At 44.1% G+C, this 18,679-nt stretch carries 8 protein-coding genes; 5 read left to right on the top strand and 3 right to left on the bottom strand.

All coding sequences use genetic code 11. The features are described from left to right. Nucleotides 1-350 precede the first annotated feature (350 nt). From B5G04_RS07940 to B5G04_RS07930, 3 genes are all read left to right on the top strand, one after another. Nucleotides 351-1,667, top strand: a complete 1,317-nt coding sequence (locus B5G04_RS07940; protein ID WP_087396622.1) for a PL29 family lyase N-terminal domain-containing protein — start codon at nt 351-353, stop codon at nt 1,665-1,667. Nucleotides 1,668-1,688: 21 nt separating this feature from the next. Then, nucleotides 1,689-5,444, top strand: coding sequence for a hypothetical protein (locus B5G04_RS07935; RefSeq protein WP_087396620.1), 3,756 nt, complete (start codon nt 1,689-1,691; stop codon nt 5,442-5,444). 191 nt (nt 5,445-5,635) lie between these two features. Further along, complete coding sequence (locus tag B5G04_RS07930; RefSeq protein ID WP_087396618.1) at nt 5,636-6,637, top strand: virulence RhuM family protein; 1,002 nt, start codon at nt 5,636-5,638, stop codon at nt 6,635-6,637. 93 nt (nt 6,638-6,730) lie between these two features. Here B5G04_RS07930 and B5G04_RS07925 read toward each other — a convergent pair whose 3' ends face one another. From B5G04_RS07925 to B5G04_RS07915, 3 genes are all read right to left on the bottom strand, one after another. Continuing rightward, nucleotides 6,731-9,670, bottom strand: coding sequence for a M64 family metallopeptidase (locus B5G04_RS07925; protein ID WP_087396617.1), 2,940 nt, complete (start codon nt 9,668-9,670; stop codon nt 6,731-6,733). A gap of 20 nt (nt 9,671-9,690) precedes the next feature. After that, nucleotides 9,691-12,030, bottom strand: coding sequence for a BACON domain-containing carbohydrate-binding protein (locus B5G04_RS07920; RefSeq protein ID WP_158100073.1), 2,340 nt, complete (start codon nt 12,028-12,030; stop codon nt 9,691-9,693). A 660-nt stretch (nt 12,031-12,690) separates the two neighbouring features. Beyond that, nucleotides 12,691-14,016 (bottom strand): glycosyl hydrolase family 28 protein, encoded by a 1,326-nt coding sequence (locus B5G04_RS07915; protein WP_204247005.1) that lies wholly within the window; start codon nt 14,014-14,016, stop codon nt 12,691-12,693. 327 nt (nt 14,017-14,343) lie between these two features. Here B5G04_RS07915 and B5G04_RS07910 point away from each other — a divergent pair, with 327 nt between their 5' ends. After that, nucleotides 14,344-15,474 (top strand): glycoside hydrolase family 88 protein, encoded by a 1,131-nt coding sequence (locus B5G04_RS07910; protein WP_087396612.1) that lies wholly within the window; start codon nt 14,344-14,346, stop codon nt 15,472-15,474. A 420-nt stretch (nt 15,475-15,894) separates the two neighbouring features. Continuing rightward, the gene (locus tag B5G04_RS07905) at nt 15,895-18,672 is read left to right on the top strand and encodes a glycosyl hydrolase (protein ID WP_087396610.1); all 2,778 of its coding nucleotides are present in this window, start codon (nt 15,895-15,897) and stop codon (nt 18,670-18,672) included. The last annotated feature ends 7 nt before the right edge of the window (nt 18,673-18,679 follow it).

The following is an 18,679-nucleotide window of genomic DNA, read 5'->3' as shown; positions in this document are numbered from 1 at the left end:
AGAGCGTCATATTGAACAAAAACGTTATCTTTGCAGTGTCATGGTCTGCGAAAAGACCGGACAGACATATAGAAAGCGTTTTTGCTTTATCCTAAGATAGAAATCGCCAATTTCAACCATAAGAAGGATGAAGACAATATGACGCTCATTCTGTTTGTATATGTAGAGGATAGAGCCCATGTTGTATCTTGTCGCATAGCGTAACGGCGTGAGTATTGTTTCTTTCATTCATTTCTTATGAAGCGTTTGGCGATGCTCTATCTTGATGAATGCGGACAAGTCCTCACGCCTTTCTTTTTGTTTATCCTTATCGCCGACTTCGGAGGACTTGCAGGCATCCTTTATAATCTATGAAACCCAAGGCATGGCTGCTTATGCCGCTGATAGCTTTGTGCATCACGGCATGTGAGTATGACGACAGCGCATTGAAAGCTGACGTAAACGACTTGAAAGACCGCATCACGGCTCTCGAAGGGCAAGTGAACCGCATGAACGAGGACATCGTTTCCCTACAAGACATTATCCGTTCGCTGGACCAGCAAATCGGCATTGCTGACGTGGAAGAAAGTGCGGACGGCTATATCCTTCACTTTACTGATGGCACTTCCGTTTCGCTCCGTAACGGAAAAGACGGGGCAGACGCTCCCGTTATCGGAACCGCCGAAGAAAACGGCACCGTTTATTGGACATTGACTGCCGGTGGAAAGACTGATTGGCTGACCGATAATGCCGGCAACAAACTTCCCGTAACCGGAACGGCTGGCATCACGCCGCTGTTAAGTATCGATGACAAGGGGTACTGGACGGTGAGCTACGACGGAGGAAAGACGTATGCGCAGATAACCGATGGCGCAGGCAATCCGGTGCAGGCTGTAGGCAAGGACGGAACGGATGGAACCGACGGCTCAACCGGTGTGCCTGGGACTCCCGGCAGTGATGGTGCCGATGGAAAAGATGCTCCCATTGTCGGCATTGCTCAAGAAAACGGTGTGTATTATTGGACCTTGACCAAAGGCGAAACCGTTGACTGGCTGACCGATGAAGCGGGCAACAAGCTGCCCGTAACCGGAGCGTCTGGTGTCACTCCACTTTTAAGCATAGACGATGAAGGCTTTTGGACGGTGAGCTACGACGGAGGAAACACCTATACGCAAATAACCGATAGCACAGGCAATCCGGTACAGGCTGTAGGTAAAGACGGAGAAGATGGCGCAGACGGCATGCCGGGTACCCCGGGAAGTGATGGCGACTCGTTCTTCCAAAGTGTCACGCAAGACAGTGAAAAGGTCATTTTAGTATTGAGCGACGGCACCATCATCAACCTTCCGAAAGCCAAAGCGTTTGGCATCAGTTTCAGCCAGACCGAAAACATCCCGCTCGATGAAGATGGAGTAACCCTGTCTTATACCATAACCGGAGCCGATGCCGACACGCAAGTCAGGGCATTTGTTTCGAAAGGCAATTTGGAACTGACTTTATCGGAAGGAAAAATTACCGTAAAACCTACATATACCGAAAGTGTAAAAGGCTCGGAAGTCATCGTACTCTTATTCAATAAGGAGAAAACCATTACCACCCTCCTGACCTTTACCGATGCACCCAAAGACATAAACGCCAACGGCAACACGGAAGATTATAAAGTGGAAGAAGGAACATGGGACGAATAATCACCTAAAACAACAAGCATCATGAAAAAACATACCTTTTATTATATAGCCCTCTCTGCATTGGCAATGCTTACGGGGTGTAGCGAAGAAGACGGTTTCGGGCTGAAAGCCATAGATGGAAACCGCTCGTTGACCGCAACCATAGAACATAATGACTTATCGCGCACCGCGGTAAGCGAAGAAGGACAAGTCACTTGGACCGAAACCGATGCCATCGGTGTGTTTGGCACAAGCAGCCGGAATGTGAAATTCGCTTACCAGTCTGCTACCGATAATGGAGGTACGGCAACTTTCCGTGGAAATTTCCCCGAAGAGGAAAGCATGGAGCAGGCGTATTATCCGTATCAGGAAGATGCCACCTTATCAGGCAATGCCCTTACGCTGAACCTCCCGTCGGAATATACCTATACAGGCAACAGCAATGCCCCGATGTTGGGTGTAAAGAATACAGACGGTACATTCACCTTCAAACACCTGACCGGCTTGCTCCGTATCACCATTAACAATGTGCCCGAAGAAGCAGACCGTTTTGTGATAGCCTCATCGGCTGAAACCGATGCGCCTTATCTTGCCGGACAAGCCACGGTAACGGATATTCAAGCGGAAGAAGCTACCTTGTCCATTACCGCCAACGGAAGTAAGGAGATTGTTTATACGTTAGGAAGCCTGACCACAGGTACCGGTTTCCGTACTTTCTTCGTTCCCTTGCCCGTAGGCGAATATCCGCAATTGAGCGTATCTCTCTATGCCAAAGACAGCACAGAGCCTTATTTCACCAAGACCATTTCGGACATAACCGTCAGCCGTGCCGTGATGATTGACATGCCGATACTGGATGCGCAGACGGGTGCGCAATATGTGTTGAGCGAGAATACCACCGAAATTACCGAGGATATGGCAGAACATATCAGCGTATCGCCCGATGATAATACTACTTTGATTTATGAAAGCGGCATTGCGGAAGAAGATGTGCCTGAGATAGGTGAGATTATATTTGCAAAAGTTTCTGATGACTTCCCTGACGGTTTCTTGGGAAAGGTATCAAGTATAAAAGAAAACGGTGATGGAAGTTATATGGTAGAGACGGAAGTTGCTTCGTTAAGCGAAGCGTTTGATGAATTGTATGTTAATGAGACCGTAATATTGGAACCGGAAATGGCTGTACAATCGCGAGCTGACGATGGTAAAACACATGCATTTGATATTGAACTTAATTTTGGCAAAGAACATGGATATACAGCTAATGATGAGTCTTATTCCATTTCAATGAACGCTAATTATGGAGTTATTTTCAGTTTTAATGTTTCGCTGGACAAAAAAGACAATATACAACGGGCTGGTGTCGTTCTACAAAATGCTTTTGAGGCAGGTGCTCATGTTGTCGTAAATGGTACATTCCCACATAATGAGGAAGACGGAGAATTGGAAATTCCCCTAACTGAAGTTAGATTAAGAAATATCCCTTTAGCGAATGGAATTATTCAAATCACTCCTGTCTTAACTACCACTATGGTAGCCAGATTAAATGGTGAAATGGTCGCTGAATTAGGGTATAGTACAAAATATAAGACTTATAGCGGTGCCGATTATGTCAATGGTCAATGGGTAACAGGATCAAGTGAAAGAGGCCAGGGCGGTGATAATAAATCACCTTGGAAGCTGGATGGTGCCATAGACGGTAGATTTGCATTGGAAGGAAATATTTTTGGCGGTTTTGCTGTTGGTTTTGATGGAAGATTATACAATCGGGATGATATGAAGCTAAGCATAGGTGCTGAAGCCGGAATGAATATAGGAGGACAAGTAGAAATAAACAGCAATGAAAATGCAGATGTATTAGAGCAAGTTCTATCTAACGCAAAATTCACATCATCACTTACTATCAATGGTACACTTGCAGTAGATGCTTCACTGATTGCCCCCGGTGATAAAAAACTGGAAGGAGGAATAACTCTTTTCGAAGCCACACTATTCAAAAGAGAAGTTCCTTTGTTTCCCAATATCAAAAAGCCGGAAGCAAAAGTTACCCCTGAAGAAACTACCGAAGTAGCACCGGAACCCACCTATACCGCTGATATTGAAACAGAAGTGCAAGGACCTACATTGATGGAAGATGTAGAAATTGCATACGCCATCGAAGATGAAGAAACAGGTGAAGTATTGGAAGTTTCCGACCCAATACCGTATAGTGGTGATGTAGAAGGAGAATTGATGGGAGGTGAAACACCGATTGAAGAAGTAAAGCCTGTGAAAGCGGCCTTCAAGGAATTAAAACAAGAAGTGTCGTATGCTGTTTATCCTATTGTTATCTCTCCGTTCTTAAATTCCGTTATCAAGAAATATGACATATCACTGAAACAACAAGCGATAAACATTAATATTGCACCTCAAAAATCAGAACGAGACATCCTAATAGAATTTTATAATTCTACAGGAGGAGATAATTGGACAAATAATGAGAATTGGTGTTCAGATAAACCACTGGATACTTGGTATGGAATACGTTTAGATCATGAAGGAAAAGTCCAGAATATTTCTTTGCTAAATAATAACTTGACGGGGGAAGCTTATTTGGCAGACTTGACAAATCTTGATTATTTGGTTTTAGGAGAAAATAAATTGACAAATATAACACTTTCAAACTTGCCTTTATTGAGATATTTAGAGGCAGGAATGCAAGGTCCCTCTGTAACTCCTTTTTCTATAAATATGAGTGGGCTAACAAATTTAGACCAGTTAACCTTGAATAATGTTGAAAATTTTGATTTGTCAGGATTAACAACATTAAGAAGTCTGTCCATAGGTTCTTATCAATTAACCGATTTAGACATAACAGAACTCACAAATTTGGAAACATTAATAGTTACTGACCAAATAGCCTCTTTAAATGTTAAAGGATTACATAAACTCAATTATATATTGTGTAGTCGCATTCAAGCTACGCAATTAGATTTTTCAGAGTTGGAAAGTCTAGAAGAAGTCAAATGTTATGATAATCTCCTATTAAAAGATTTAACGATAGCCAAATCTAAAAACTTAACGAAATTGACATGTAACAATAATGAACAACTGGAAAATTTAGATCTTACTGGAACTGAAAAATTGGAGCGAATAGAATGTAAATATAACCAACTTACGAAGTTAGATTTGTCTACATCCCCAAATGTCAACTTACTTTGGTGTGGCTATAACAAATTGAAAATCTTGAATATTAATTCTGATAAATTGGAAAATCTTAGTTGCAGTGACAACCAACTCAGCAACATAGATTTTTCTAATGTAAGGAATCTTACTAGTTTAGTATGCAGTAATAACCAACTGTCTAATTTAGATATTTCAATACTACCTCGATTACAATATCTAAACTGTGACTATAATCAACTCAAAGAATTGGATTTCTCAAATAACCAAGAAATTACAGAGATTCATTGTGATAATAATCTATTTACAGATTTAGAATTTCCAAATTTAGACAACCTAACATACCTATCTTGTTCCGATAATCCATTAAAGATTTTAGATGTTTCAAAATTAAAGAGTCTTCAAAAATTATTCTGCGATTATGAACATCAAATGGAAATCGTGGATATCTCAGGTATAAGTAATTCTATAGAACATCTCCAATTTATGGGAAGTTTTGTAAAAAAAGTATATATCTCTACTCAAGAGGAAAACTACAAACGTAATTTTCTATCATGGGGGGAACTAGATTCTCAAAAATATCCTGAGCCTAATTATTATTCAGGTTATCAATACCCCGAATTTATCTATAAATAAAGTAGCATTTTAAAAGCAATCCTCCCGAAAGCATCTACAGCACAAATGCCTTTCGGGAGGATTTATTTTTCTATACATGATTGCATAGCTCATATTTTCCACTTTTCTAACTGAATACATCCAAAGTACAGAAAATATTCGTAATTTTGTTACGAGTAATCATCATACAAAATCATAAATTAATCCTACTCATGGCAAACGAGATACAGTTCCTACTTTACAATATGCCCGATGAAGAAGGCAAAGTGCAGGTCATCATCAAGGACGAAACGATTTGGTGCACCCAAAAGGCTATGGCGCAACTTTTCGATATTAACAAATCAGGTATCAGCCGTCACATATCCAACATATACAAAGACGGCGAATTATCTCCCGATACGACAGTTGCAAAAATTGCAACTGTCGTAAACAGAGGCATAAGAGGGGAAGTTAAAGAGTTGGTTGACTTCTACAATCTTGATATGATTATCTCCGTGGGTTATCGTGTAAATTCCGCTAAAGCGACCCGTTTCCGCCAATGGGCTACAAAGATACTCAACGAGTATATCCGCAAAGGTTTCGTATTGGATGATGACAGATTGAAACAAGGAACGGCTGTGTTTGGGAAAGACTACTTCCGCGAATTGCTTGAAAGGGTACGTTCTATCCGGGCAAGCGAACGCCGCATTTGGCAACAAATTACGGACATCTATGCCGAATGCAGTACCGACTATGACCGCAATTCTCCCACAACAAAAGAGTTTTACGCCACGATGCAAAACCGCTTTCATTATGCTATTACCGGACAAACGGCTGCTGAAATCATCTACTCAAAAGCAGACCACACGAAAGAACACATGGGACTTACGACATGGAAAAATTCTCCCAATGGGCGAATACTCAAATCGGATGTATCCGTAGCGAAGAACTATCTGGACGAGAAACAAATCCGGCAATTAGAACGCACGGTTACTTCTTATTTCGATTACATAGAAAACTTGATTGAACGTCAAAATACGTTCACAATGAACCAGTTTGCCGCAAGTGTAGACAAATTCCTGACATTCAATGACTATAAAATATTGCCCGACAAAGGACGCATATCCGCTGCACAGGCAAAAGCAAAAGCCGAAAGCGAGTATGATATATTTAACCGCACACAACCCATTGATTCGGATTTCGACAAGGAGCTTAGAGGATTATTAGGCAAATAAAGGACATCTTTACACAATCAATATAACCGCAAACAAGAAGACGCACAACCCAAACATCGTTGTGCGTCTTCTTATTTATAGTGCATCTACTTTTTATTCATACACAAATCTGCCGTTTTCCCAACGGGCTTTGATAATAACCGGTGGAGCCGTTGGTGGATATTTCTTTTGTGGAACCACAGAAACACGGCTTCTCGCACGTTGGTTCAAGTCCCAATTTACAAATTCCTCATAATCGTATGTCCAACTTTCTCCATACGCCAATTTATGGATACGGTAATAAATGGCTTCACGCGAAGGAGCATTGAATCCTCCAGTATTATCATTCATGATGCTGTTTTCGGTAGGACGATATGCACCAGTCCAATACGTACAAGCTCCTTCATAAACACCGATATTCTCACTGGCATACCGTGAATCAGCTATGAATTTGCTCCAATATACCCGGGCAGGGTCGGAAATATAATCGGTATTTTTACCCCAGCCATAATTTTCCCGCATATTTTGTTCGTCACGTATTTCATTTGCCGGAATCATGCCCATATACTCGTAAGCATATTCATCATTCAACTTAGCAAAACCATGTCCTCCAGCTTCATGATGCAGTATAGTGGCTAAATCTTCATAACTTGTACCTATCGGGAAATAGGCAACCGATGTACCTCTTCCATAATCACTTGTATAACCAGTATTATAATACATATAACATGTGCCTGCATACGCAGTAGAATTCATCATCACCACAATCAATACATCTTGCATCTGTTCATTTGTAAAATTAAAAGCGGTTTGAGCGTATTTCATGCACAACTCATCATTTCCCATAACATGGGTACCTCCTCCAAACGTACCAGAGAATATTGTTTCACCACCATCAACATAGCCTTCGTTCTTGGATACGGCATTTACATAATACACATTAAACATATCTCTGAACGAAGCATAAGGCTCTTCGCTGAAAAACGCATCTGCTGCTTGCTGCATTACTTTTTCATACGTTCCGTCGGCAATCTGTCTGTCTGAGAAAGCATCACCCATCAGCACGACATTGATGCCGTTTCCTTCGGAAGCCGTTTGCAGAGTGTACGCCTTTCTGTCCGCCGAGAAGTCGGTGGATTCATAAGGTGCATCACCTTCGCCCAATATGCCTTTCAAGAATTCCGGCAACTCATCACGAGAGGTAAAACTGCTATGGAAAATCATCTTACCCGTTTCATCGAAAGCGATAACCGTAGGGAATCCTGAATAAGGAATGCCGCCTTCCGGATTTTCCATCAACGTGGGCCATTCCATATCATTGCTTTCAATGTAATTGTCCGCGTCTGCCGGATTGTCCATACCGTCAGTACAAATACCAATAATCTCTAACGAATGGTTCTTATAACGTTGATACAACTCCGACATCACCGGATGAAACGCTTTACTGTATCCACACCACGTAGCCCATACATAATACAAGGTAACTTTATGACTGGATACAATATCTATCGTACGGATGGTATTGCCCCGATTATCTGTTGCCGTAAAATCTGGTATATAAAGATTAAGAGTTTCAAAAGTAAAGCCTCCCGGTTCGTTTTGCTCGATACATCTATACCCGTTTATTTGCCACCAATCGGTAGCGGTAACAGCTTCCGGCACATCTCCTCCCAGCATATTGTATGAGAAATCCATCGTTTGCAACTTGGTCAGCCTGCTTAACGTTTCAGGTACTTCTCCCGTCAGCTGGTTGCCAAACAAATAGCAATATTCCAAATTGATGAGATTGCCAAACTCCGAAGGGATGTTCCCCATCAACTGATTCTCATAGATATAACATGCCCTTAAATCGCTCAAGTTGCCTATCTCCTGCGGAATACTTCCCGTCAATTGGTTATTGTTCAGGAACAAATAACCGAGAATGTGCATATTGCCTATAGACGATGGAATCTCTCCCGTCAGCGTATTGCCACTCAAATCCAATGTATACAGTTCGGTCAGATTGCCTATTTCTTCCGGAATGCTACCCACCAGATTGTTATAAGACAAATGGATATACTGTACTCTCTCTTGGCTGTAATCCAATGTCACTCCATACCATTCCGACAAAGGAGCATTCGTACACCAGTTGGTATTGTTCGTCCAGTTGTCCCCATTGGTTGCATCATACAGCGCAATGAGAATATCACGGTCTGTCGGTCCTTCCGGTTCCAGTTCCGCATCGGTATCTACTGCCGCAAAGCTGGAAATGACGGAACGAGTTACGGTTATCGACTTTTGAGTCTGCTTACGAATGGTCTGCTCCTTACCGTTTATCGTTCCGGTTATATCCACTGTAATGCCTTGCGTCAAGGTTTGGGGAGCTACGACAAAATAAAACTCCGTTACACTCAATTCGGACAACTGCACATTGGCAGAAGTGCGCAACTGTATCGTGGTCTGTTTATCCCCGTTTCCATCGATGGTAAACACAGGAGCATCGGAAGCTACATCAATGGTTCCGTCCCCAGCTAACGCTTCCCCGTTATTTCCCTGAAGCCGGATAGCAGAAACAGCCATGGTTCCGGTGAGACGCAAACGGATGATGCCGCAGGTCTGCAAGAAACGGAAATCACTGTTCGTGCTTTTCGCTACCATCGGGCAATCGCCTGTATCGAAACTTCCTGCACGATAATCTTGCCCATCGGTCAAGCGATAAGAAATCTTGGTACCGTCTACAGCACTCTGCGCACTATAAGGATAAAAAGCATAAAACTCTTCCCCACTCACACCCGTTTCGCTTTCGAAACGGGCCTCATCGCCTTGTATTTCCGTCAAATCATAACGCACGGCTTCGGCAGTTGTATTACTGAAAATACCGATTGCGTCCGATTGTTCCCATATCACAGCATTGCCCGACAATTGGGTACGGCTTTTCACAGCCGCCGAAGTAGTGGCTTTTACCGATGTCAACCGGGTATCCGATTGGCGCAACGATTGCATCTCATCTTGTTTGCATCCTGCCAAAGAAAGCAAGAGCAAACTTAAGCAAAGGGTTATATATGTATATTTCATAACGATTCTTTTTTATATTCTTACCAATTTTCTTCATTCTCGGTAAAGTCTTCTATCTGTCCACCAGCGGTAGATGGTTGCTTGCCAGCCTGAACCACTTCAATGGTCCGGCTCAATTCTCCAGCCGTAACGGTGATGTTGCCTTTCCTTTCGGCACGGTCTGCATTGGCTGCAATGACAATATTGCCGTTTTGCAGGCTCATCCAAGCATTGCCATTCAGGTTTACATTCGGTTCACCGGCATTAGTACTGATAGTCAACGGATACGTTCCTCCTTCTGCCGAAGCATCTATACGTAGAGGTGTCACGTTCAAGTAAAGTTCTTCGCCTGCCTGCGTCACCGTAACGGTACGGGTGATGCTGCCGTCTTCTGAGGTAAACGTCAAAGTCGCCTCACGGACAGATGTTTCTTCATTGGCGGCTACATCAAAAGTCAAAGAGTTGGATTCGGTCAAACCGCTTACAGGACTGACCAGCCAAACAGCACTGCTTGACACTGTATATTTCGTATTAGCCTCTATTGATACGTTGACAGAGGTGGCTTCATTAGACAAATTAAATGAAGTAGGAGAAACACTCAAAGAAACGGCTTCTTTTCCTGCCTGCGTCACCGTAACGGTACGGGTGATGCTACCGTCTTCTGAGGTAAACGTCAAAGTCGCCTCACGGACAGATGTTTCTTCATTGGCGGCTACATCAAAAGCCAAAGAGTTGGATTCGGTCAAGCCGCTTACAGGACTGACCAGCCAAACAGCACTGCTCGATACGGTATATTTCACATTTGCCTCTACAGCCACCTCGATAGAAGCCTCTTCGGAAGTCAACGTAAACATGGCAGGCGAAATATCCAATTGGGGTATTTCTTTTCCAGCCTGCGTCACAGTTACTGTCCGCACCATGCTTCCATCTGACGACGTAAATGTGATAATGCCTTCACGAGCCGTTGCACCTTCATTTGCCTTGACATCAAAGGTAACAGAAGAAGCATTGGTCGTACCACTTACCGTGGCAGTAATCCAATCCACATTGCTTGCCACTTGATAATCCACATTCGTACTGACGGAAATAGTAAAGGAAGCTGCATCTGAAGCCAAAGACAAGGAAGGAGGAGAAACATTCATAAAGTCATGGTCTCCAACGTCCTCTATCCTACCAGCCTGAACCACCTTGACTTCCTGTTCGCCTATCTCACTATCCAACCGGATAACCGCCTCGCGAGAAGCAGTACTATAATTCTGTCCGCAACTGAACGTTAAAGTCTCGGTTTTCAATCCTCGGCTTGTCACCTGCTCCAGCCAATCGGCATCAATGGAAACTGTATAATCTACATTCGTCTGTAATTCTAACGAGAAACCAGTATCTTCTGCCGCCAAATCAACACGGGAGGCGGAAACAATCAAACCACCAGCAGCTGCCTGACGAACCACCAAGGTATCGGTAAGTGTTGCTGTCTCATCGGTAAAGATAAAACGTGCCTCACGCGAATCATACGTTTCATTAGGTTGTACTTCTAAATGGATGGTATGTGTAGACACGGCCCGCGATGCCGGTTCTGCAATCCAATCATATTCTGCTTCAGCGCGATAGGTATAGGCGACATTCGACTGCACTTGCACGTCGACCGTTCCACCTTCTGCCCCCACATTCAGCACCTCATCGGACAGAAGCAATACCGGTTCTTCTGCCTTGCCAGCCTGATAGACGTTTACGGTTTCTTCCAGTTCACCGCTTTTTACCGTAATAGTACCCGAACGCTGCTCTGTTGATTCGTTCGCCGCTACCCGGAATGTCAATGTTTCTTTCGTCAAGCTACGTGATGTTACCGGTTCTATCCAGTCCACAGATATACTGGTTTCATACGACACATTAGCCTGCACCTCCAGTTCGATGACACTTTCTACATCTGGAAGTTCATACACCTGCTGCGAAAGGATAAGCGCGTCTTTCTGTTTTTGAGTTACCACAATAGTCTCCTGCTCTTCGCCACAGGTCAAAAACACTGAAGCCGAACGTTCATCCGTACTTTCATTGGAAGCGACAGTTATCGTAACACTCTTTTCCCCCGCTTCACCCGATGCCGGCGAAACGCTTATCCAACTATCCGCACGCGAATTTCCGATGGAAGCTGTCCATGCGGCAGTAGCAGTGAAATTAATAGAGAATGTACCTCCGGCCGATTCGACAAGCGGCTGCTTATCTGTACCTTCGGAAAGCGTTATACTTGCCGCTACAGGTTCAGGAGGAACAGGTTCTTCCAATTCTTTCTCCGAATCGGAACACGATGCCGCCAAAAGCAACAGCAACCAAGACATGATTCCTTGTAACTTGTACATCTGAATCCAAGAACGAATGTGTTTCATAAGCATTACAAGTTTAAGTTTATAACTAAAATAGAGAATAAATCCTATACAAAAAAAGCGTAAGCCCGTCTGTTGTCCGTCCTACGCTCCGAGGCTCTAGCACTGCCCATCAAAGTTGAACAGACAACGTCAGAGCCCACGCCGATATGAATATATACACCAGCCTTGGCACACCTTATTTTATATAAGACCCCTTACGCCCGAACAGATACAGTTCGGGCTGGCAGGATACACCAAGGGCTGTGATACAAATCACACCCGGAGCATCTACCGTTGCTAAGTTCAAGACCTTGACTCGTAAATTTGCTAGATTCCGGAACGTCTCAAACAAAGCGTCAAGTAAACGCCTTCAATATGTCTTCCGACTCCCTTTTTCCACTCATACCCGTTTTCGTAGTACACCTTTTCTAAAAATGCTACTCTCCACACGGTGTAGGCAGTTTTCACTTACCACTTGTCTGAGGGAACATCCTTCATACAACGTTGTAAATGTAAGAGCCTGATGCAAATGTATATAAAATTTTACAATAGTCCAAACATAGTCTAAGAAATTTGCCGTTTCTTTATACAAAAAGGTGCAAAAAGGTGCATCGGGACAAAAGACTACAAACAGAAACATCTTTTGTTCCAATGCACCTTCAATAAATGTAAACGAAATCCTTATTCCACTTTCTTACCGTTTATCGTCACATTCTTCAAAGTAAACCCTTCTACACAATCTTTCTGTATTTCGGGCTTCTTTGTTACAGTCAAGTTTAAGTTTTCGAACATAAAATCGGACAATTTATATTGGTCTTTCGCTTTTGCCACATCAAACACCACCTCACATTCCATCGTAATATTCCGCATCGTCACGTGGCTAGAATATGAATAAGGTATATCCTTCCGCCCTTGCAGATCGAAGAATTGGGTCCATGGTTTTGCATAAAGAAAGCTGGAAACCGTACCGGTGATATTTTCTACCGTAATATATTCGTAGTTCTGGGGCGTATCGGGACGCATCTTCAACCAAAGCAAGCGCTTTGCATTGTCCAGCCGGCAACGACGAAGCACGATGTTATGGTCATGGATGGATTCACTTCCGCAAGTCAATGCACTATGGCAAAACCCATACACGCAATCTTCTATGATAATGTTACGGTTCGAACCATTGTTTTTCTTATCCTGGTCAGCCCATGGCCCCTTTCCACCTTTCAAGGCAATGGCATCATCGTTGACCGACATATAGCAATTCTTCACCAACACATTGGTGCAGACATCAATATCAATGGCATCCGAACTGGGCGCCTTCACCGGTTCGTAAGGGGCGAAAATTGAAAGGTTCAGCAACTTGACATTCTCGCAACGGTAAAGATGGGTAGTCCAAAAAGGAGAGTTCTCCAGACGCACACCCGAGAGCTGCACATCTCTTGAATCGGCGATATATACCAGACGTGGGCGCAACTCTTCCAAGTTGGTGCATTTCGGATTCACTTGCCGGCGCAACCAAAAAGATTTCCAATAACGCAGACCATTTCCGTTAATACGTCCTTCACCCGAAATGGTAAAGCCATCCACCCCGATGGCATTGACCAAAGCTGCAAAATATTTCAGGTTCTGCCCTTCCATACGTGTATCAATAACAGCAAAGTGGCTGATATCATCACTTCCCTTCAAAGTTCCACCTTTTTCTATATACAGGTGTGTATTGGGCTTAAAGAAAAGTGAACCGCTCAAAAACGTTCCTTTCGGGATATAAATCACTCCGCCCCCATCCTGCGACGCCTTGTCGATAACTGCCTGTATCTTCTCTGTCTGCAAGACTGTACTATCGTTTACCACTCCATAATCTGTAATGCGATAACTTTTACCCAAATCCTGCAAATTCACAATTTCCGTCTGACGGAACCAGTCGGGCACCGGAGTACCATCGGGAAACACATCTTTTGCCGAGAGATGCAAAGCACACATCGCTACCCAAGCAAAAGCCAACCACTTTGTCCACATTTTATTCATATTACCTATACTTTTTTAAATTGAGAAACTGTTTTGAATCTCTCCAAAAAGTTTTCGCGTCTTAATGTATTCGTTTTCAAAACAGTTTCTGGATATACCAATCAATTGTCATGTCGCAAAGATAAACGAACCAAACAATATTTGAAATAGAAAATCATACAGAAACCAAGTGTAATTGTACAAATTACTTTCCCCCGCAGACAAAATTTACCCAAATATGGATAAAAACAAAGGAATCTGTATTATTTTCCATTTTTTCAGTACAGAATAATCCGTACTTTTGCTCAGGAAATATTTATTTAATCAATATAAAGAACCATGAAAAAATTATTTATTGCAGCATTGGCGCTCTTCTTGGGAGGTATTGGCATGCTGAAAGCACAGGAAATACCCGACCAGAAAGAAACGCTGAAAACACTGATCAAGGTAAACGATTTCTACATGAAAAACAATCCCGACTGTCGCCAGCCCAGCTACGTGAACAAGATGCGGCCTAGCAACATCTGGACACGTGCCGTATATTATGAAGGACTGATGGCACTCTATTCCATCTATCCCGATGACAGATATTACAACTACACCTATCAGTGGGGAGAATTTCATGACTGGAACATGGTGCGTGGTGAAACATGGACACGTCATGCCGACAACTATGCTTGCACGCAAGTATATATAGATATGTATAACCTCTGTCCCGACCCAAAAGTGTTACGTCATGCCAAGGCCAACCTGAACATGCTGCTCAATACGCCGCAAATCAACGAATGGACATGGATTGACGCCATACAGATGGGAATGCCCGGATTTGCCAAGATGGGCAAACTGACCGGCGAACAAAAATATTTCGACAAGATGTGGCAGATGTATGAATATACCCGCAATCGGTTGGGTGACAATGGCATGTTCAACCTTAAAGACGGTCTGTGGTGGAGAGATGCAGACTTTGACCCTCCCTACAAGGAACCAAACGGCGAGGACTGCTACTGGAGTCGTGGAAACGGATGGATATATGCTACCTATGTACGTATATTAAATGAGATTCCTGCTGACGAGACCCACCGGCAGGATTACATCAACGATTTCCTCACCATGAGCAAAGCACTCAAGGCTTGCCAGCGTGAAGACGGATTCTGGAACGTCAGCTTGCACGACCCTACTCATTTCGGAGGCAAAGAACTGACTGGTACTTCGCTCTTCGTATATGGCATGGCATGGGGTATCCGTACAGGATTGCTTGACCGGAACGAATACCTGCCCATCGTACTGAAAGCCTGGAATGCCATGGTGAAAGACGCTGTGCATCCCAACGGATATTTAGGATACGTACAGGGAACTGGCAAAGAACCGAAAGACGGACAACCCGTAACCTACGACAGCAAACCCGATTTTGATGATTTCGGTACAGGGTGTTTCCTGTTGGCAGGAAGTGAAATATATAAGTTACAATAAACAGTAAAAAACAATGCATGCACCTGCATGTGTGATATATAACCGGATTTTTCAATAGGAATATACTTGTTTTTCAGGATTGGATTAAAAGTGTGTTGAGCTGATTCACCACAGGAAGCCTTGCCTATTTCGGATAGACAAGTGTTTTCTGTGGTGTTTCTTTTTGTCCTGTCCTGCATCTTTCCTCATCACGGAAGTGAAACTAAATTCAAATACTCATTCCAAATCAGCGCACGACAAATTCGAAACAGACTCTATAATCTGGTTTTACGCGAAAAGTAAAAAGAAAGATGCCATACCACCAACTACCAGACAACAATCTGTACAATAATCCATGAATATGTACTTTTCTATATGGAAATATCAGCAAAAACGCCTTACATTTGCTTCCATATAATCATTCGATAACACTGAAAACACATGAAAAAGTACAACATGCTATGGACACTACTGTTTTTGGGCAGTACGGCACAGGCCCAAGACTGGCCGGAAGTGAAACCTGAAGCCCGGCCGGGTAGCCGGTGGTGGTGGTTGGGTAGTGCCGTCGACCAAAAGAATCTTTCGTATAATCTGAAAAAATACGGCACAGCAGGACTGGGCAGCCTGGAAATCACTCCCATCTACGGTGTACAAGGAAACGAACAGAATGACATCGATTTTCTCTCGCCCAAATGGATGGAAATGCTTGAATATACCGAAGCTGAAGCTCAAAAAAACGGTATCAGCATCGACATGAATACCGGTACAGGCTGGCCTTTCGGAGGACCCGAAGTCACTATCGGAGAAGCTGCCACCAAAGCCATCTTCGAATCTTATCTGATAAACGGAGGAAAAGATGTATCATTGGATATATGCATCACTGACCCGAAAGAGAAAAAACGGCAGGAAGGTATTGCCAAACTAAGCCGGCTGATGGCATACGACGGGAAAGGCAAATGCCTCGACCTGACTTCGAAAGTAAACGAAGGAAAACTGATATGGAAAGCACCCGCAGGGGAATGGCAACTGATAGCCTTGTTCGAAGGAAAGACCCTGCAAAAAGTGAAACGTGCCGCACCCGGAGGAGAGGGGTATGTAATGGACCACCTGAATCCGAAAGCTGTAAAAAATTACTTTGCCAAATTCGACCAAGCTTTCAAGAAAAGCCAGACCGACTGGCCACGTTCCTTCTTCAATGATTCTTACGAAGTATATGGTGCCGACTGGACACCTGGACTGCTGGAAGAATTTGCAAAACGGAGAGGATACCAGCTGGAAGAACATTTTCCCGAATTTCTGGATGAAACACGTCCGGAAACCAGCAGACGTATCCTGTCCGATTATAGGGAAACCGTAAGCGAAATGCTGATAGACAACTTTACAACCCAATGGACCAAATGGGCACATGGACACGGAAGCACCACCCGAAACCAGGCACACGGTTCACCCGCCAACCTGATTGATACATACGCATCGGTAGACATACCTGAGTGCGAAGGCTTCGGACTGACCGACTTCCACATCAAAGGATTACGCCGTGACTCACTGACACGCCCCAATTTTTCCGACATTTCCATGCTGAAGTATGCTTCGTCGGCTGCACATATCTCCGGAAAGCCTTATACTTCTTCGGAAACTTTCACGTGGCTTACCGACCACTTCCGCACTTCCCTGTCACAATGCAAACCCGACATGGACCTGATGTTCGTATCTGGCGTAAACCACATGTTCTTTCACGGCACGCCATACTCGCCTCAAGAAGCAGCATGGCCCGGATGGCTGTTCTATGCCACTGTCAATATGTCGCCCACCAATTCCATCTGGCGCGATGCACCGGCATTCTTTAACTACATCACCCGTTGCCAGTCTTTCCTGCAAATGGGACAACCCGACAATGATTTCCTGGTATATCTTCCTATCTATGATATGTGGAACGACCTGCCAGGACGTATGGTAGCATTTGATATCCATAAGATGGACCAATATGCCCCCAAATTCATCAAAACCATCCAGACCATCATCCAAGGCGGATATGACGTAGACTATATCTCGGATGCATTCGTACGTACCACCCGGTACGAAGACGGGCAGCTGGTAACCAGCGGAGGAACCCGATACAAAGCACTGGTAGTGCCAGCCGCACGCCTGATGCCTGCCACTACCCTTAAAAAACTGATAAGTCTGGCACGAGAAGGAGCCACTGTGGCATTTGTCGAACAATACCCCGAAGACGTTCCGGGCTACAGCCAACTGAGACAGAACCGCAAAGCCTTTTCAGCTGTCTGTGCCGACCTTCCCCAAGCTGATTCCTTCGACAAGACACAATGCTTCGACTTCGGCAAAGGACGGATTATCATTGGTTCTGACTACCATCAGGTACTCGATGCCACCGGCACACCAGCAGAAGAAATAAAAACACGCTATGGCTTACAGTTCATCCGACGGACCAATCCCGACGGACACCATTACTTTGTATCCTGTCTGCAAAAACAAGACGTAAACGGATGGGCAACGCTTAATGTAGCCGATACCGCAGCCATGCTCTTCGACCCTATGACCGGTGAAAAAGGCATGGCACAGACACGTACGAAAGATGGTAAGCTACAAGTGCGCCTGCAACTGAAATCGGGCGAAAGCCTCATCGTACAGACATTCCGGGAAAAACCGGAAGGACAATCCGCATGGAAATACGGCTCCGAACAAGCATACAGCCTTAGCCTGGACCATGGATGGAAACTGGCATTCACTGAAAGCCATCCCAGCATCGAAGGCGAATTCGACATCGACACCCCCATGTCGTGGACAGAAATAGACCATCCCAATGCCACTATCAATATGGGAACTGCACGCTATACAGTAACTATCGACATGCCCCAGCTGAAAGCAGACGACTGGATTCTTGACTTGGGCGACGTGAGGGAAAGTGCACGTGTACGCATCAACGGACACGAAGCAGGAACTGTATGGGCCGTACCCTTCCGCCTGAAAATAGGAAAATGGCTGAAACCCGGCAAGAATACCCTCGAAGTAGAGGTAACCAACCTACCGAGCAACCGCATTGCCGACATGGACCGCAAAGGTGAACAATGGCGCATCTTCAAGGAAATAAACATGGTAAAGCTGAACTACGAAAAAGGAGACTACAGCCACTTGCAACCCATGCCTGCGGGACTGAACAGCTGCGTAAAACTGATTCCTGTAAACTATGATAAACTCTAACTCGAAA

The organism is Bacteroides sp. An51A, from assembly GCF_002161565.1.
Taxonomy (GTDB): domain Bacteria; phylum Bacteroidota; class Bacteroidia; order Bacteroidales; family Bacteroidaceae; genus Phocaeicola; species Phocaeicola intestinalis.
The sequence above is the reverse complement of the archived record's forward strand: the minus strand, read 5'-3'. Positions and strand labels throughout refer to the sequence as shown.

Bases quoted from the DNA above. Each gene is read 5' to 3' on its own strand.
- B5G04_RS07940 (WP_087396622.1), top strand. From the start codon at position 351: ATGAAACCCAAGGCATGGCTGCTTATGCCGCTGATAGCTTTGTGCATC.
- B5G04_RS07935 (WP_087396620.1), top strand. From the start codon at position 1,689: ATGAAAAAACATACCTTTTATTATATAGCCCTCTCTGCATTGGCAATG.
- B5G04_RS07930 (WP_087396618.1), top strand. From the start codon at position 5,636: ATGGCAAACGAGATACAGTTCCTACTTTACAATATGCCCGATGAAGAA.
- B5G04_RS07925 (WP_087396617.1), bottom strand. From the start codon at position 9,670: ATGAAATATACATATATAACCCTTTGCTTAAGTTTGCTCTTGCTTTCT.
- B5G04_RS07920 (WP_158100073.1), bottom strand. From the start codon at position 12,030: ATGAAACACATTCGTTCTTGGATTCAGATGTACAAGTTACAAGGAATC.
- B5G04_RS07915 (WP_204247005.1), bottom strand. From the start codon at position 14,016: ATGTGGACAAAGTGGTTGGCTTTTGCTTGGGTAGCGATGTGTGCTTTG.
- B5G04_RS07910 (WP_087396612.1), top strand. From the start codon at position 14,344: ATGAAAAAATTATTTATTGCAGCATTGGCGCTCTTCTTGGGAGGTATT.
- B5G04_RS07905 (WP_087396610.1), top strand. From the start codon at position 15,895: ATGAAAAAGTACAACATGCTATGGACACTACTGTTTTTGGGCAGTACG.